This is a genomic window from Streptomyces adelaidensis (assembly GCF_016598475.1).
Taxonomy (GTDB): Bacteria; Actinomycetota; Actinomycetes; order Streptomycetales; family Streptomycetaceae; genus Streptomyces; species Streptomyces adelaidensis.
Window position 1 is genome coordinate 1 of sequence record NZ_JAEMUX010000131.1, and the last position, 16,327, is coordinate 16,327.

13 protein-coding genes are annotated in these 16,327 nt (G+C 70.5%); 6 read left to right on the forward strand and 7 right to left on the reverse strand.

What is annotated here, in order from left to right:
- A partial coding sequence (locus I8N67_RS38675; RefSeq protein ID WP_200308978.1) for an extracellular solute-binding protein occupies positions 1–1,331 on the reverse strand: 1,331 nt, incomplete at its 3' end.
- Between the two features lie 189 nt (positions 1,332–1,520).
- Between I8N67_RS38675 and I8N67_RS38680 the strand changes: the two genes are divergently transcribed.
- Complete coding sequence (locus I8N67_RS38680) at positions 1,521–2,081, forward strand: hypothetical protein (protein ID WP_200308979.1); 561 nt, start codon at positions 1,521–1,523, stop codon at positions 2,079–2,081.
- A gap of 20 nt (positions 2,082–2,101) precedes the next feature.
- Here I8N67_RS38680 and I8N67_RS38685 read toward each other — a convergent pair whose 3' ends face one another.
- The 3 genes from I8N67_RS38685 to I8N67_RS38695 all read right to left on the reverse strand — a co-directional run bounded on the left by I8N67_RS38685 (position 2,102) and on the right by I8N67_RS38695 (position 4,792).
- A complete protein-coding gene (locus I8N67_RS38685) occupies positions 2,102–2,788 on the reverse strand; it encodes a response regulator (RefSeq protein WP_200308980.1) in 687 nt (228 codons plus the stop codon).
- Entirely contained in the window at positions 2,785–4,524 is a 1,740-nt protein-coding gene (locus I8N67_RS38690) for a sensor histidine kinase (RefSeq protein ID WP_200308981.1), read from the reverse strand. Before I8N67_RS38690 ends, I8N67_RS38685 begins: the two co-directional genes overlap by 4 nt.
- Before the next feature lie 76 nt (positions 4,525–4,600).
- Entirely contained in the window at positions 4,601–4,792 is a 192-nt protein-coding gene (locus I8N67_RS38695) for a hypothetical protein (protein ID WP_200308982.1), read from the reverse strand.
- A gap of 306 nt (positions 4,793–5,098) precedes the next feature.
- On the opposite strand from I8N67_RS38695, the gene I8N67_RS38700 reads away from it, so the two are divergent.
- The 5 genes from I8N67_RS38700 to I8N67_RS38720 all read left to right on the forward strand — a co-directional run bounded on the left by I8N67_RS38700 (position 5,099) and on the right by I8N67_RS38720 (position 11,563).
- The gene (locus I8N67_RS38700) at positions 5,099–6,481 is read left to right on the forward strand and encodes a cation:dicarboxylate symporter family transporter (protein WP_200308983.1); all 1,383 of its coding nucleotides are present in this window, start codon (positions 5,099–5,101) and stop codon (positions 6,479–6,481) included.
- Positions 6,482–6,758: 277 nt separating this feature from the next.
- Positions 6,759–7,187: a MerR family transcriptional regulator gene (locus I8N67_RS38705; RefSeq protein ID WP_200308984.1), complete on the forward strand. Its 429-nt coding sequence runs from the start codon at positions 6,759–6,761 to the stop codon at positions 7,185–7,187.
- A gap of 14 nt (positions 7,188–7,201) precedes the next feature.
- The gene (locus I8N67_RS38710) at positions 7,202–7,531 is read left to right on the forward strand and encodes a thioredoxin family protein (RefSeq protein ID WP_200308985.1); all 330 of its coding nucleotides are present in this window, start codon (positions 7,202–7,204) and stop codon (positions 7,529–7,531) included.
- A gap of 187 nt (positions 7,532–7,718) precedes the next feature.
- A complete protein-coding gene (locus I8N67_RS38715) occupies positions 7,719–9,962 on the forward strand; it encodes a HelD family protein (protein WP_200308986.1) in 2,244 nt (747 codons plus the stop codon).
- A gap of 173 nt (positions 9,963–10,135) precedes the next feature.
- Positions 10,136–11,563: a cytochrome P450 family protein gene (locus tag I8N67_RS38720; RefSeq protein WP_200308987.1), complete on the forward strand. Its 1,428-nt coding sequence runs from the start codon at positions 10,136–10,138 to the stop codon at positions 11,561–11,563.
- Between the two features lie 174 nt (positions 11,564–11,737).
- Here the strand turns inward: I8N67_RS38720 and glgB are convergent, their stop codons facing one another.
- From glgB to I8N67_RS38735, 3 genes are all read right to left on the reverse strand, one after another.
- A complete protein-coding gene (gene glgB / locus I8N67_RS38725) occupies positions 11,738–14,506 on the reverse strand; it encodes a 1,4-alpha-glucan branching enzyme (protein ID WP_200308988.1) in 2,769 nt (922 codons plus the stop codon).
- Between the two features lie 36 nt (positions 14,507–14,542).
- Positions 14,543–15,994 carry a maltokinase N-terminal cap-like domain-containing protein gene (locus I8N67_RS38730; RefSeq protein WP_200308989.1) on the reverse strand — a complete coding sequence of 484 codons (1,452 nt, stop codon included), beginning with the start codon at positions 15,992–15,994 and terminating at the stop codon, positions 14,543–14,545.
- Between the two features lie 92 nt (positions 15,995–16,086).
- Positions 16,087–16,327 (reverse strand): alpha-glucosidase C-terminal domain-containing protein (locus I8N67_RS38735; protein WP_200308990.1); only part of this gene is annotated, 241 nt, incomplete at its 5' end.

The window sequence follows — 16,327 nt, forward strand, 5'->3', positions numbered from 1 at the left end:
GAGGCATCCCCCGTCGTCACGGATTCCATCGCCTCCTGAATGGCCGTGGAGACCTTCGGGTACGCCGGATACGCCGGGCGGTAATGCGTGCTCGCCACCAGGTCGGTGAAGAACTTGATGCCGGGTTGGGCCTCCGCGTAGGCGGGGTCGGACGCCACGTCCTTACGGACCGCTATCCCCGAGTTGGCGATGTACCACTTCTGGGCGTTCGCCTTCGACTGCATCGTCTCGATGAACTTGAAGGCGAGGTCGGGGTTGGCGGCCTTGTCGGGAATGGCCCAGGTCCAGCCGCCGGACATGCTCACCTTGCCGGGGGACTGACCGTTCTGGGTGGGCATGTGGGCGAGGCCGAGCTTTTCCGACCAGTCCGGCCATTCGTGACCGCTGCCGGGCAGCCAGTCCTGGGGGAGCCAGGAGCCGTCGAGGTTGATGCCGAGTTTGCCTTCGGGGAGGAGTTCGCCGCGGACTCGGGTGGAGATGTTGGGGTCCAGGGCGTCGGAGACTTCCGGGCCGAGTTTCTCCTTGTAGACCGTCTCCACGAAGGCGAGCGCGTCCTTGAAGCCCTGGGTGCCGGCCTTCCATTTCTTGGACTTCTCGTCGTACAGGGGGTCGGACGTGGATGTCGTCGCATCGTCCGTGCCGTAGAGGAGCATTTCGAAGCCCTGCATGGTGGCGGCTTCACCAGCCGGTTTGCCCGTGTAGACGTTCAGGGGGATGACGCCGGGGACTTTCCGCTTGATCGTGCGGGCGGCGGTGAGGAGGTCGTCCCAGGTCTTCGGCTGCCAGTCGGCGGGCAGGCCCGCCTTCGCGAAGATCGCCTTGTCGAACCACAGGCCCCGCGTGTCCGTGCCGTCCGGAATTCCGTACGTCTTTCCGTCCTCGGCCTTCGCCGCGGTCTTGGCCGTGTCGATGAACTGGTCCCAGTCCTTCCAGTCGGCCAAGTAGTCGTCGAGGGGTTTCAGATAACCGCTCGTGATGTCCGAGTTGATGAGGAACGTGTCCTCGTAGACCAGGTCAGGGGCCGTCTTCGGGGAGCGCAGCATCTGCTGGACCTTGGTGTAGTACTCCGAATCCGGGGCCTTGATCGGGACGAGCTTCACCTTCTTGCCCGGATTCGCCTTCTCGAACTGCTTCTTGACGTCGGCGAGGAAGGTGTCCAGCACGCGGATCTGGTTGTCCGTGGACTGTTTGTAGGAGACCTCCACGGTGTCCGGATCACTGCCGGAGCCGCTGCCGCAGGCGGTGAGCGCACCGGGCGCGGTGATCGCCAGAGCGGCGGTGAGGAGGAGGCGGAGTCGGGATCGGCGGGGGCTGGGTGCGGTGGGGCGCACGGGCACGACCTCCTGCTGGCTACGTCGTTGTGGCCTGGGTGGGTGCCCGGTGACCGTACGAGGAGTGGTCTAGTCAGGTCAATGTGTCTGCACAGGTCAGCTCGGCGCGTCCGTGGCGGCTTCGTTCTAGGGTGCTGCCAACAGGCTTGAACGGAGGGTGCGTTGGCATCCCGCCCCGAAAGGACAACCGTGCCGGAACCCGCTGACAGGGCCGATCAGGGCGTCACCGTCGGGCAGCTGCTGCTCGCCGAGTACCAGACCGTCAAGGACGAGCAGAAGACCCGTATCGGCTTCCGGGACAACCTCCTCTACGTCACCCTCACCGTCCTCGCGGCCGTCATCGCCGCCTCCGCGCAGGCCCGGCAGGCCGCGATGCTGCTCGCGCTGCCGCCCGTGTGTGTCGTGCTCGGCTGGACCTACCTCGTGAACGACGAGAAGATCTCCGCGATCGGGGCATACGTGCGGGGCGACCTCGGGCCGCGTCTCTCCCGGCTCGCCCAACTACCCGAGAACGGCGGGGCGTTCGGCTGGGAGACGGCTCACCGCTCCGACGCCCGGCGGCGCTCCCGTAAAACCATCCAGTGCGGGATCGATCTGCTGGCCTTCTGCGTCGTACCGCTCGCCGGGCTGCTCGTCTACTGGGCGAGCGGCAGCACCAGCACCGGCCTCGTCGCGCTCTCCGTCGTCGAGGCCCTCACGGTCGTCGGGCTCGGCGTCCAGGTCGTCGTCTACGCCAAGCCCTTCAACTGACCGGAACCCCCTGCGCCACCTCAGGGCCCCTTCCCCCACCGGTACTGCAACTCCGGCCGTCCCACCTGCCCGTACTGCGGACTCCGCGCCGCCCGCCCGGCGTCCACCAAGTGCTCCAGGTACCGCCGGGCCGTGATCCGGGAGATGCCCACGGCCTCCGCGACCCCGGCCGCCGTCAGGCCCTCGGCAGCGTCCCGCAGGGCCACCGTCACCCGTTCCAGCGTCGGCGCGCTCAACCCTTTCGGCAGGGCCGCCGGGCCCGGCGCCCGTAGCGTGGCCAGCGCGCGGTCCACCTCGTCCTGGCCGCTCGCCTCGCCCGCCGAGGCGTGGAACTCCGCGTACCGGATCAGGCGGTCGCGCAGCGTCGCGAAGGTGAAGGGCTTCAGTACGTACTGCACCACGCCCAGCGAGACGCCCTCCCGTACGACCGTCAGGTCCCGCGCCGACGTCACCGCTATCACGTCCGCGTGGTAGCCGGCGGCCCGTAGGGAGCGGGCGAGCTGCAAACCGTGGACGTCCGGCAGGTGCAGGTCCAGCAGCAGCAGGTCCACCGGCGTGCGGTCCAGCGCGCGCCGCGCCTCCGCGCCCGTGTGGGCCTTGCCGACGGCCGTGAAGCCGGGGACGCGGCCGACGTACATCATGTGCGCGTCGGCGGCCACGGGGTCGTCCTCCACGACCAGGACTCTGATGGGCTCGGTATCGGTCATACGGTGTTGCCTCCAACCACTGCGGCCCGAGGGGCCCGAACCGTCTTGTGGGGACCTGCTGCCGTACCGAGCGGCAGGCGCACCTCGAACTGTGCCCCACCCCCGGCCGCCTCGGACACCGTGAGCGTGCCCTCGTGGCGGCGCGCGGTCTGCCGTACGAGTGCCAGGCCGAGCCCTCGACCGCCGGGGCCCGCCGGCTTCGTCGAGAAGCCGCGTTCGAAGACGGCCTCAGTGTGTGCCGGATCCACGCCCTCACCCGTGTCCGTGACGCGCAGCACCAGCATGGCCGGCGTGAACCCGTCCGACCCCTGCGACCCCTCCGCCCCGTCCGACCTGCCCGGCTCATCCGGCTCACTTGGCTCACCCGGCTCGTCGGTGTACGCCGTCACCGTCACCCGCGCCCCCACCGACCCCTGCGCCGCGTCCACCGCGTTGTCGATCAGGTTGCCCAGGACCGTGACCAGGTCCCGGGAGGGGAGCGACTCGGGCAGGAGGCCGTCGTCGATACGGCTGTCCTCGGACACCACCAGTTCCACGCCCCGCTCGTTCGCCTGGGCGGCCTTGCCGAGGAGCAGGGCGGCCAGGACGGGCTCGCTCACCGCGGCCACCACCTTGTCCGTCAGGGCCTGCGCCAGTTCCAGCTCCGCCGTGGCGAAGTCGACCGCCTCGTCCGAGCGGCCCAGCTCGATCAGCGAGACGACCGTGTGGAGACGGTTGGCGGCCTCGTGGGCCTGGGAGCGGAGCGCTTCGGTGAAGCCGCGTTCGGAGTTGAGCTCGCCGGTGAGGGACTGGAGTTCGGTCACGTCCCGCAGGGTCACGACCGTGCCTCGGCGCTGGCCGCCCGAGACCAGGGAGGTGTTCACCACCAGTACCCGTTCGGCCGTGAGGAGCACCTCGTCGACCCTCGGCTCGGACGACAGCAGGGCCCCGGTCAGAGGGGTCGGCAGGCCGAGTTCGGCGACCGAGCGGCCCACGGCCTCGTCCGTCACCCCCAGCAGCTCCCGCGCCCCGTCGTTGATCAGAGCCACCCGGTACTGGCCGTCGAGCATCAGCAGCCCCTCGCGTACGGCGTGCAGGGCGGCCTGGTGGTAGTCGTGCATGTTGCTGAGCTGACCGGCGTTCATGTTGTGGGTGTGGCGGCGGAGGCGGGCGTTGACGATGTAGGTGCCGATGCCGCCGAGGGCCAGGGCACCGACGGCCACGCCGACGAGGGCCGTGACCTGGTCCTGGACGCGGGCGCTGATCGCCTGGACCTTGATACCGGCGCTGACCAGGCCGATGACCTCGCCGTTCTCCATGATCGGGGTGACCGCGCGGACGGACGGGCCGAGGGTGCCCGTGTACGTCTCGGTGAAGGAGCCGCCGTTCTGCGCCTTCTCTATGTTGCCGACGAAGTGCTGGCCGATCCGCGTGGGGACGGGGTGCGTCCAGCGGATGCCGTCGGGGGTCATGATCGTCACGAAGTCGACGCCCGCGTGCTGCTGCACCTCGGTGGCGTACGGCTGGAGCCGCTTCGTCGGCTTGGGGGTGTGTATCGCCTCCCGGACGGACGGGGAGTCGGCTACCGCGGCGGCCACGGCCATGGCCTGGCGGCCCGCAGCGTCCTGCGCCTGGCTGCGGTCGCCGACGTACGTGAACAGCGCGTACCCGGCGACGACGGCCGCGATCAGCACCGCCTGCACGGCGAAGAGCTGGCCGGCCAGGCTGCGGGGTCGGATGAGAGAAGGGACGCGCATGGCAACAGTCTGCATCGACGCGTAGGCGTGAACTAAATGAACGGAAGGGTGACCGCCCTCACAGGGCGGGGGATAGTCACCCCATCGACTCGTCCAGCACATGGACACCGAGAGGGAGTACGACTCCCGATCCGGGACCCCACACCCGAGCCGCCGGGAGCCCGTCTCCCACCGCCGGGAGCACGACTCCCAGCACCGGGAGCACGACTCCCAGCACCGGGAGTACGACTCCCAGCACCGGGAGCACGCCACCCACCAAGGGGAGCACGCCGCCCACCACGGGAGGTACGTCTCCCCGCACCGGGAGAGCCCCCAGCTCCCACCGCCGGAAGCCCCCAAGCCTCCGGCGGCCCCGGAAGCCCGTCGGCTTCCACCGCCGGGAGACCGGTTCCCACACCCCCCGGGAGCCCCCACTCCCACCCCCGGGAGCCCGCCGGTTCCCACCCTGGGAGCCGGTCTCCCGCCCGGGAACCCGCCGGTTCCCACCACAGGGAGACCATCTCCCGCATTCCCCCGGTCGTGAGCCGCACGCCGGAAGAGCGAGCCGACGATGTCGTCGACGAGGAGGGCAGCCGTGGCCAGCACCACCAATACGGCACCTACCGCACCCGCCAAGCGGGACCGCACGCACTACCTGTACATCGCCGTGATCGTGGCTGTGGCCCTCGGCATCGCCGTGGGTCTGATCGCCCCGGACTTCGCCGTGGAGCTGAAGCCCATCGGCACCGGCTTCGTGAACCTGATCAAGATGATGATCTCGCCGATCATCTTCTGCACGATCGTGCTGGGCATCGGCTCCGTACGGAAGGCCGCCAAGGTCGGCGCGGTCGGCGGTATCGCCCTCGCCTACTTCACCGTGATGTCGCTCGTCGCCCTCAGCATCGGCCTGGTCGTCGGCAACATCCTGGAGCCGGGCACCGGCCTCGCGGTCACCGACGCGATCAAGGAGACCGGTCAGGCGCAGGTGTCGGCCGAGGCCAAGGACACCACCGAGTTCCTGCTCGGCATCATCCCGACCACCATCGTCTCCGCGTTCACCGGCGGCGAGGTCCTGCAGACCCTGCTCGTCGCCCTGCTCGCCGGCTTCGCGCTGCAGGCCATGGGTGACGCCGGCCAGCCGGTCCTGCGCGGCGTCGAGCACATCCAGCGCCTCGTCTTCCGCATCCTCGCCATGGTGATGTGGGCCGCCCCGATCGGTGCCTTCGGCGCCATCGCGGCCGTGACCGGTTCCGCCGGTGTCGACGCCCTCAAGAGCCTCGCCGTACTGATGCTCGGCTTCTACGTGACCTGCTTCCTCTTCGTCATCGTGGTGCTCGGCGCGCTGCTGCGGGTGGTCTCCGGCCTCAACATCCTCACGCTCTTCAAGTACCTGGGCCGTGAGTTCCTGCTGATCCTGTCCACCTCCTCCTCCGAGTCGGCGCTGCCGCGCCTCATCGCGAAGATGGAGCACCTGGGTGTCAGCAAGCCCGTCGTCGGCATCACCGTCCCGACCGGCTACTCCTTCAACCTCGACGGCACCATGATCTACATGACCATGGCGTCCCTGTTCATCGCCGACGCCATGGGTACGCCGATGTCGATCGGTGAGCAGATCCCGCTGCTGCTCTTCCTGCTGGTGGCGTCGAAGGGCGCGGCCGGTGTCACCGGTGCCGGTCTCGCGACCCTCGCGGGTGGTCTCCAGTCCCACAAGCCCGCCCTGGTGGACGGCATCGGCCTCATCGTCGGTATCGACCGCTTCATGAGCGAGGCCCGCGCCCTCACCAACTTCGCGGGCAACGCCGTCGCCACGGTCCTCATCGGTACCTGGACCAAGGAGATCGACAAGGAGCGCGTCAACCAGGTTCTCGCCGGGCAGCTGCCCTTCGACGAGAAGACGCTCCTGGACGACGGACACGGTTCCGCGCCGGCGGCTGCCGCCGCCGAGCCGGACGGTGAGAAGGAACTCGCCAAGGCGTAGACGCAAGCGCCGGGGGCTGCGAGGCCGTCTTGCAGCCGTCGGCCGAGTGTGGCTGGTCGCGCGGTTCCCCGCGCCCCTGTCAGGGCCTCCGGCCCTCCCACAACGCCGTACGGCCGGGTCCTCCCCCGTAGACCCGGCCGTACGGTCACCGAGCGGAACAACTGAACAAGCTCCCCGAACACCGAGCGGCCAGGTCCTCCCCCTATAGACCTGGCCGCTCGGCCTTTCTCTGTTCAGCGCTTTCCTTGACGTCGGCGTCAAGGAATACCGTCTTCGTATGCGCATCGGCGAGCTGGCGGCACGGGCCGGGACCACGACACGGGCCCTGCGGTACTACGAGGCGCGGGGGCTGTTGTCCGCGCGGCGGAGTGGGAACGGATACCGGACGTACGACGAGGGGGATCTGCGGCTGCTGCGGCAGATCCGGACCTTGCAGGACTTCGGGTTCGAGCTGGAGGAGACGCGGCCCTTCGTGGAGTGTCTGCGAGCCGGGCACCCGGAGGGCGACTCGTGCCCGGCGTCGCTGGCGGTGTACCGCCGGAAGCTCGACGAACTCGACGCGCTGATCGGCGAGTTGGCGGCCGTGCGGACGCGGGTCGGGGAGCAGTTGACGCGGGCGGAGCTGGCGCGGGAGCGGCTGGCGGCCGAGGCGGAGGTTCCGGGGGGTCCGGAGCCGGGGTGTGAACTGGGAGGCGGGGAACTGTGATCAGGGCGAAAGGCGTGGCCGAGGTGACGGACGGGGATTTCGCGTCGGAGGTGCTCGGGGCGGAGCTGCCGGTGCTCGTGGAGTTCACCGCCGACTGGTGCCCGCCCTGCCGGCAGATGGGGCCGGTGCTGACCGCCCTCGCCGAGGAGGAGGGGGAGCGGCTGAAGGTGGTGCAGCTGGACGTGGACACGAATCCGGAGACCACGCGGGCGTACAAGGTGCTGTCGATGCCGACCTTCATGGTGTTCAGGGGCGGTGAGCCGGTGAAGGCCATGGTCGGCGCCAGGCCGAAGCGGCGGCTTCTCGAAGAACTCGCCGACGTGCTCTCACGCGACGTGCTCTGACGCTTGGACACGTCTGGACGGCAAAAACCCCCGAGCAATTGTGCTCGGGGGTTTTTGCTGCGTATATTTAATGGTTCGCGACTTCAATGGGATTGGTCGCAAATGAGTTCAGTGGGCAGAGTGTATCCGGGCGGGAGTGGAATTGTCAAACACCGGCATTTCGCAAGATGACATTTCGCAAGATGAATTGCGGCGCGAGCAGGAATTCATCGACGGGCTGTACACGCGCGTGGACGCCCTGCGCGGCGACACCGAGACCTCCGTGACGGACGCGCTCGCCCAGGGCAACACGCCCATGCAGGCCCGCCTGGAGCGGGACATCCTGGTCGCGGAGCGCTCCGGGCTGCTGGCCGCGCTGGACGCCGTCGACGGCTCGCTCTGTTTCGGCCGGCTCGACCTCGCCGACGGGACCGGCCACCACATCGGCCGGATCGGGCTGCGGGAGGACGACAGCGAGCGCACACCGATCCTGATCGACTGGCGGGCCGAGGTGGCCCGCCCCTTCTACCTCGCCACCGGCCACACGCCGATGGGCCTGCGCCGCCGCCGGCACATCACCACCGAGGGCCGCCGGGTCACCGCCCTGCACGACGAGATCCTCGACCTCGGGGACGAGACCCGCACCGGCTACGAGGACCCGAGCGGCGACGCCGTGCTGCTGGCCGCGCTCGACTCGGCCCGCACCGGCCGTATGGGCGACATCGTGCAGACCATCCAGGCCGAGCAGGACCGCGTCATCCGCGCACCCCACCAGGGCGTCCTGGTCGTGGAGGGCGGCCCCGGCACCGGCAAGACGGCCGTCGCGCTGCACCGCGCCGCCTACCTGCTGTACGAGCAGCGTGAACTGCTCGCCAAGCGCGCCGTCCTCATCGTCGGCCCCAACCCCGCCTTCCTCGGCTACATCGGCGAGGTGCTGCCCTCCCTCGGCGAGACGGGCGTACTCCTCGCCACCGTCGGCGAGTTGTTCCCCGGCGTACGGGCCACCGCCACCGACACCCCGGACGCGGCCCGGGTGAAGGGGCGCGCCGACATGGCCGAGGTGCTCGCGGCCGTCGTACGGGACCGCCAGACCCTGCCCGACCCGGTGATCGCCATCGAGCACGACCGGGAGATCCTCATGCTCGACGACGACCTCGTACGGGTCGCCCGCGAGCGCACCAGGGAGGCGAAGCTCCCGCACAACGCGGCCCGCGAGCACTTCGAGGGTTACATCCTCAACACCCTCACGGAGATGGCCGCCGAACGCATCGGCACCGACCCGTACGACGGCTCCAACCTCCTCGACCCCAGCGACATCACCCAGATCCGCGACGAGCTGGCCGAGAACCCCGAGGTCTGGTCCGCCATCGCCCAGCTGTGGCCCCGGATCACCCCGCGCCGCCTCATCGCCGACTTCCTCGCCGACCCCGGCCGGCACCTGTCCGCCGAGGACGCCGACGCCGTCCGCCGCCCCGTCACGCGCGCGTGGACCGTCGCCGACGTCCCTCTCCTCGACGAGGCCGCCGAGCTGCTGGGCGAGGACGACCGGCCCGCGCGGGCCCGCGCCGAGCGGGAGCGGGAGACCCAGATCGCGTACGCGCAGGGCGTGCTGGACGTGTCGTACGCGTCCCGGACCTACGAGTTCGAGGACAAGGAGGACAGCGATCCCGACGGGTCGGAGGTGCTGTCCGCGCACGACATCATCGACGCCGAGCGGTTCGCGGAGCGGCACGAGGCGGACGACCACCGCAGCGCGGCCGAGCGGGCGGCGGCCGACCGGACCTGGGCGTTCGGGCACATCATCGTGGACGAGGCGCAGGAACTGTCCCCGATGGCCTGGCGGTTGCTGATGCGGCGCTCGCCGACCCGCTCGATGACCCTGGTCGGCGACCCGGCCCAGACGGCGGAGGCCGCGGGCGTCGGCTCCTGGGACGGCATCCTCGCGCCCTACGTCGAGAACCGCTGGGAGCACACCCGGCTCGGCGTCAACTACCGCACCCCCGCCGAGATCATGGCGGTCGCGGCCGGAGTCGTCCGCGCCGAACAGCCGGACTTCGAGCCGCCGAGCTCCGTGCGGTCGACGGGCGTACGGCCCTGGGCGCGCCGCGCGGCGGCCCGGGAGCTGCCCGCCGAGGTGGCCAAGGCGGCCGCCGAGCTGACCCCTGCCGAGGGGCGGCTCGCGGTGATCGCGCCGCGCGCACTGCACCGGGCGCTGGCGGCCCGCCTCGACGGCGTGACGGCCGGCGCGGAACCGGACCTGACCAGGACCGTCGTCCTCCTCGATCCCCGCCAGGCCAAGGGACTGGAGTTCGACTCGGTCCTCGTCGTCGAACCGGGGCGCTTCGGTACGAGCGATCTGTACGTGGCGCTCACCCGCGCGACACAGACGCTGGGCGTCGTACACGCGGAGGAGCTGCCGGGTGCTCTGGGGGAGGGGCTGGAGGCGGCCTGAAGTCGACGGGAAGCCGACGGGAAGTCGACGGGCGGGGGTCCTGCCGGGCGGGCGCCCGGCAGGACCCCCGGACCACGACACCGTCACCACAGGTGCAACAGGGATCACCAAGCCGTAACAGTTCCCGCCATCGTCACTGCTCGTGCATGGTTCATACGGTATGCGTGTTGGTCATGGAAACTCATCCGTTCGCGGCCGCTCCGCCCGACAGCCCGACACTGGAATCACTGCCCGTGGAGCCGTTGCTGACCTCGGAGTTCGACGTGGATCCGGGCAGCGTCTACGAGCGGCTGCGGAGTACCTACGGCCCCGTGGCACCGGTGGGGCTGATGGGGGTGCCGGCGTGGCTGGTTCTCGACTACCGCGAGGTGCTCGAGGTCCTGCGCAACGAGAGCGTCTGGCGGCGCGACGTACGCCACTGGCGGGCCCGCGCGGAGGGGCGGCTGCCGCGGGACTGGCCGCTGCTCGCCGGGTACGAGGTACGGCAGACCATGTTCTTCGACGGCGAGGAACACCGCACCGCCCGGCTGAACTACCACTCGGCGATGCGGCCCTTCCAGGACGGGCACAGCCCCGAGGGGTGGGAGCTGCGCGCCTCCGTCGCCCGCTACGCCGACGAACTCATCGCCATGCTCGCGGCCGAGTCCGGCACCACCGGACACGCCGACCTCGCGGCGCAGTACACCCGGCCGCTGCTCCTCATGGTCACGACCAAGCTGTTCGGATGCCCCGTCGAACTCGGCGACGAGATGGTCATGGACCTGTGGCGGATGCTGGACGGCGGCCCCGACGCCGGGCCGGCCACCGGGCGGGTGCTGGGGGCGATGACCCGGCTGGCGGCGCACCGGCGGTCGCGGCCCGGGGAGGATCTCACCTCGTACATGCTGCTCTCCGATCCGACGCTGAGCGACGAGCAGTTGGGCCGTGAGCTGTTCATGAACGCGGTCCATCTCAACGACATCACCGGGAACATGGTCTGCAACACCCTCCTGGAGGTGCTGCGGGGCAACGCGACCGTTCGGCGCAGCCTGGCCAGCATGCAGATCGGGGAGACCGTGAACCGGGCGGCGCTGGTGAATCCGCCGACCGCCAATCTGTGCTTCCGCTTCGCCGGGCGGGATGTGCGGCTCGGGAACTTCTGGATCCGGGCCGGTGACATCGTGTCCCCGTCCGTCGCCGCCGCGCACCGTGATCTGCTCGCCGCCCAGTCCTCCCACCTTGTCGACTCCGCGATCAGTACGCGGGCGCATCTCGGGTGGGGGGCCGGGCCGCATCAGTGTCCCAGCGCGGCGCGGGAGCTCGCGGGGACGATCGTCGCCACCGCGGTGGGGCGGGTGTTCGACCACTTCGCCCGCGCGGAACTCACGTTGCCGCCGGATCAGTTGCCGTGGCGGAGTGGACTGATGGTGCGGGGGTTGCGGGTGCTGCCTGTCCGGTATGAGCTGAGCGCGCACAGCTCGGCGCTGCGGGCGCCTGGCGGCGGGCGGGGGGACGAAGGGGTGGCGGTGGCGTCGCCCGCCTCGCCTGTGGCCTCCCGGCCGGGGAGTGGGTTGTTGGGCGCGTTGCGGCGGTTGATGTTCGGGGGGCGGAAGGGCGACTGACGGGATTGTCGGTCGGCTGCGGGTGAGTGGGGGCTGCTCGCGCAGTTCCCCGCCCCTGAAAAGCAGGGGCTGCGCCCCTTGCTTTTCGCCTTCAGGGGCGCGGGGAACTGCGCGACAAGCCCCCCACCGGACCCGCAGCCGAAATCCGGGGCGGAAGGGGGGCGCAGCCCTTGGCTACGCCGGGCGGAGCCAGGCCGTGGCCAGGGGCGGTAGCGTGAGCCGGATGGTGGCCGGGCGGCCGTGCCAGGCATGGGGTTCGGTTTTCACGGGGTGCGAGGTGGTGATGTCGCCGCCCCCATAGGCCCCCGCGTCGGTGTTCAACACCTCCCGCCACGCGGGCACATCATCCGGCACCCCCAGCCGATAGTCCTCCCGGACCACGGGCGAGAAGTTGGAGACGGCCAGCAGTGGCACGCCCTCCGCGTCGAAGCGGAGGAACGCGAGGACGTTGTCCTCGGCGGAATCACCGGTGATCCAGGAGAAGCCCGCCGGATCGGTGTCCCGCTGCCAGAGCGCCGGGGTCCCGCGGTAGGTGGAGTTGAGGTCGCGGACCAGGTCCCGCACCCCCCGGTGGTCGGCCTCGGCGCCGTACGCCGGGTCCAGGAGCCACCAGTCCGGCCCGTGCGCCTCGGACCATTCCGCGCCCTGGGCGAACTCCTGCCCCATGAAGAGAAGCTGCTTGCCGGGGTGGGCCCACATGAACCCCAGATACGCGCGGTGGTTGGCCCGCTGCTGCCACCAGTCGCCCGGCATCTTGGACACCAGGGAGCCCTTGCCGTGCACGACCTCGTCGTGGGAGATCGGCAGGACGTAGTTCTCGCTGTAGGCGTACACCATCGAGAAGGTCAGCTCGTTGTGGTGGTGCTTGCGATGGACCGGCTCCTTGGCCATGTAGCCGAGGGAGTCGTGCATCCAGCCCATGTTCCACTTCAGGCCGAAGCCGAGACCCCCGAAGCCGCCGGGGCCGACGTGGTGCGTGGCGCGGGTGACGCCGTCCCAGGCGGTCGACTCCTCGGCGATGGTCACGACACCCGGCACCCGCCGGTACACGGTCGCGTTCATCTCCTGGAGGAAGGCGACCGCGTCGAGGTTCTCCCGGCCGCCGTGCTCGTTCGGTGTCCACTGGCCCGGCTCGCGCGAGTAGTCGAGGTAGAGCATCGACGCGACGGCATCCACCCGCAGGCCGTCGATGTGGTACTCCTCGCACCAGTAAAGGGCGTTCGCGACCAGGAAGTTGCGCACCTCACGGCGCCCGTAGTCGAACTCCAGCGTCCCCCAGTCGGGGTGCGCCGCCCGCTGCGGGTCCTCGTGCTCGTACAGCGGACGCCCGTCGAACTCGGCCAACGCCCAGTCGTCGCGCGGGAAGTGGGCCGGCACCCAGTCCATCAGCACACCGATCCCGGCCCGGTGCAGGGCGTCGATCAGGTACTTGAAGTCGTCGGGGGTACCGAGGCGGGCCGTGGGCGCGTAGAAGCCGGTGACCTGGTAGCCCCACGAGCCGCCGAAGGGGTGCTCGGCGACGGGCAGCAGCTCGACATGGGTGAAGCCCAGGTCCGAGACGTATGCCGGTAGCTGCTCGGCGAGTTGACGATACGTCAGACCAGGGCGCCAGGACGGGAGATGGATCTCGTAGACGGAGAACGGGGCCTCGTGCGCCGGGGTCTCCGCGCGCCTGGCCAGCCACTCCTCGTCGCCCCACGCGTAGTGCGAGGCATGGACGACGGAGGACGTGTCGGGCGGTACCTCCGTGCGCCGGGCCATCGGGTCGGCCCGGAGCGACTTCGAACCGTCCTGCCGCGTGATCTCGAACTTGTACAGCTCGCCCTCGCCGATCCCGGGCACGAACAGCTCCCAGATCCCCGAGGACCCCAGCGAACGCAGCGGATATCCCGTGCCGTCCCAGAAGTTGAAGGTCCCGGCCAGCCGCACTCCGCGCGCGTTCGGCGCCCACACCGTGAACCGGGTGCCGGTCACGCCCTGGTGGGTCATCGGCTCGGCGCCGAGCGCCCGCCACAGCTCCTCGTGCCGTCCCTCGCCGATCAGATACAGGTCCAGCTCGCCGATCGCCGGCAGGAAACGGTACGCGTCCTCGGTCTCCTGCTCGCTCCCCTCGTACGAGATCAGCAGCCGGTACTCCGCAGGCACCTCCCGCAACGGCAGCAGCGCCGAGAAGAACCCGCCCCCGTCGTCGTGCAACTCCGCCCGCAACGACTCCACCACCACGCTCACCTCGAGCGCGTACGGCCGGAACGCCCGGAACACCACACCCTCGGGCGCGGGATGCGCCCCCAGCACGGAGTGCGGCGCGTGATGTGTGCCGTCGATCAGCCGGTCGCGGTCCGCGCCGTCCAGGGCGGGGGCGAAGGCGGGCCGGGTGCCGACCTTCGCGGAGGCCTTCTTGGCGACGGCCTTGGCCGTGACCGCCTTGGCCGTGACGGCTTTCTTGACCACGGCCTTCTTGGTCGCGGCTTTCTTCGTGGCGGCTTTCTTGGTCGCGGTCTTCTTGGCCACGGTCTTTTCCGCGGCCGCCTTCGTGGCCACGGTCTTTTCCGCGGCCGCCTTCGTGGCCACGGTCTTTTCCGCGGCCGCCTTCGTGGCCGGGGCCTTCTTGGCGGAGGTCTTCTTCGCAGGGGCCTTCTTCGCCGTCGCCTTCGTGGCGGGGGCCTTTTTCGCCACGCCCGTGTCCGCGGTCACCTTCTTCGCCGGGGCCGTGCCGACCCCGGCCGCCTTCTTGACGACCGCCTTCGCGGTGCTCTTCTCCGCTGCCTTCTCCGTTACCTTCTTCGCCGCCGCTTTCTTCGTCGCCGTCTTCTTCGCTGTCGCCTTCTTCGCCACGGTTTTCTTCGCGGCCGTCTTCTTCACGGCCGTTTTCCTCACGGGGGCGGGCCCTTCGGCGGCGCTGGTGTGCTGTGTGCTGTCGTCGGACGGCGGGCGGGGAGTCACAGGGACGGCCTCCTCGGCAGGGGCTGGTGGGTGGGGTCAGGGGGTGTCGGTGCCGGTGTCCGTGGCCAGGCGGTGTACGGCCGCCATCGGCACGGGCAGCCAGTCGGGGCGGTGCCGGGCCTCGTAGAGGACCTCGTACACGGCCTTGTCGGTCTCGTAGGCGCGCAGCAGTACGGGATCGGTGCGCGGGTCGGTCCCGGCGACGTCCGCGTAGCCGGAGCAGTACGCGGCCCGGCAGGCGGTCGCCCAGTCGGCGGCCGGGGGCTGGTGGGAGTGGGCGACGTAGTCGAAGGAGCGGAGCATGCCGGCGATGTCGCGGGCGACGGGCTGCGGCATGCGGCGCTCGGCCAGCGACTTCGACGGCTCGCCCTCGAAATCTATGAGGGACCACTCCCCGGAGGGCGATCGCAGGCACTGCCCGAGGTGGAGGTCGCCGTGGATGCGCTGGGCGGTCCAGGTACGGCCCTCGCCGGTCAGGTCGGCCAGCGCCTCGAAGGCCGTGTGCAGGCCGGGCGCGTACGGCCGCAGCGCGGGTACGGCCTGCGCGGCGGCCTCCAGGCGTTCGGCCATCCCGTCGACCAGCAGCTCCAGTTGGGGCCGCCCCACGGTGGCCGTGGGCAGGGCCCGCGTCAGCGCGGTGTGCACCTCGGCGGTCGCCCGCCCGAGGGCCCGTGCCTCGGCGGCGAAGTCCTCACCCTTGGCGAGCGTGCTCAGCGCCAGCTCCCAGCCGTCCGCGGCGCCCTGGAGATACGGCTGGAGGACGCCCAGCGCATGGGTGTGAGGGGTGGCGGCTCCCGTATCCAGGTCCGCCACCATCCAGGCCGCCGGCGCCGGTACGCGGGGGCAGCCCTCGCGCGACAGCATCAGCGGCAGTTCGAGATCGGGGTTGACGCCGGGCACGACCCGGCGGAACAGCTTGAGAATGAACGTATCGCCGTAGACGATCGAGGAGTTGGACTGCTCCGAGGTGACCATGCGCGGTACCAGGCCCTCGGGTATGTCGTGGCGCATGTCGCGCTCGCAGCGGAGTTCACCGACGCGTGCCTTCGTCCGCAGCGCCTCCAGCAGGAGGTCGGCGAGACGCGGGTCGTGCAGCGCCTCGTACACCGTCCGTCCGGTCAGCGGCCCCTCGGCCACGTGCCCGATGAGCGCGGGCGCCAGCCGTGGCGGCAGCGTCGCGCGTACGCCGAGCAGCAGCTGGTAGCAGTCGCCGGGGTGGGCGGCGGCGCCCTGGGCCGGCACCAGTGGCTGGTGGGCGCGTACGAGGAGATGCAGCAGCCCTGCCTTGGAACTTCCCACCGGCAGCAGTTCGGTGGCCGCCACCAGGCTGAACCCGGTGACCGGCCGCCCCTTCCCCGCGAACCAGCGCTGCCGTGGCAGCCACTCCCGCAGCAGCGGCTCGAGCGAGGTGAGCAGCCCGGGAATCGGCTCCGCGACGGGCGGCGGTCCAGGACTTGTCGCGGTGGAGTGCGTGGCGGCTTCCGACATGGCGTCGCGTCCTTTCCCCGGGGGCGGGGTGTTACTGATGGGTGCCCGGGGCGGGCCGGGAGAAACCGGCCCGCCCGGGGTTCCGGTCGGGCTTACACGGTGTCCTTCCGCAGGCGGAACCAGTAGAAGCCGTGGCCCGCGAGCGTGAGCAGATAGGGCAGTTCGCCGATGGCCGGGAAGCGCACGCCGCCGATGAGTTCGACGGGGTGGCGTCCCTCGTAGGAGCGCAGGTCGAGTTCGGTGGGCTGCGCGAACCGGGAGAAGTTGTGCACGCAGAGCACCAGGTCGTCCCCGTTCTCCTCGGTCGAGGGCGCCTCCCGGAGGAAGGCGAGT

Coding starts and splice junctions, on each gene's coding strand:
- I8N67_RS38690 (WP_200308981.1), bottom strand. CDS start 4,524: ATGCGCGTCCCTTCTCTCATCCGACCCCGCAGCCTGGCCGGCCAGCTC.
- I8N67_RS38720 (WP_200308987.1), top strand. CDS start 10,136: ATGGAAACTCATCCGTTCGCGGCCGCTCCGCCCGACAGCCCGACACTG.
- I8N67_RS38705 (WP_200308984.1), top strand. CDS start 6,759: ATGCGCATCGGCGAGCTGGCGGCACGGGCCGGGACCACGACACGGGCC.
- I8N67_RS38730 (WP_200308989.1), bottom strand. CDS start 15,994: ATGTCGGAAGCCGCCACGCACTCCACCGCGACAAGTCCTGGACCGCCG.
- I8N67_RS38685 (WP_200308980.1), bottom strand. CDS start 2,788: ATGACCGATACCGAGCCCATCAGAGTCCTGGTCGTGGAGGACGACCCC.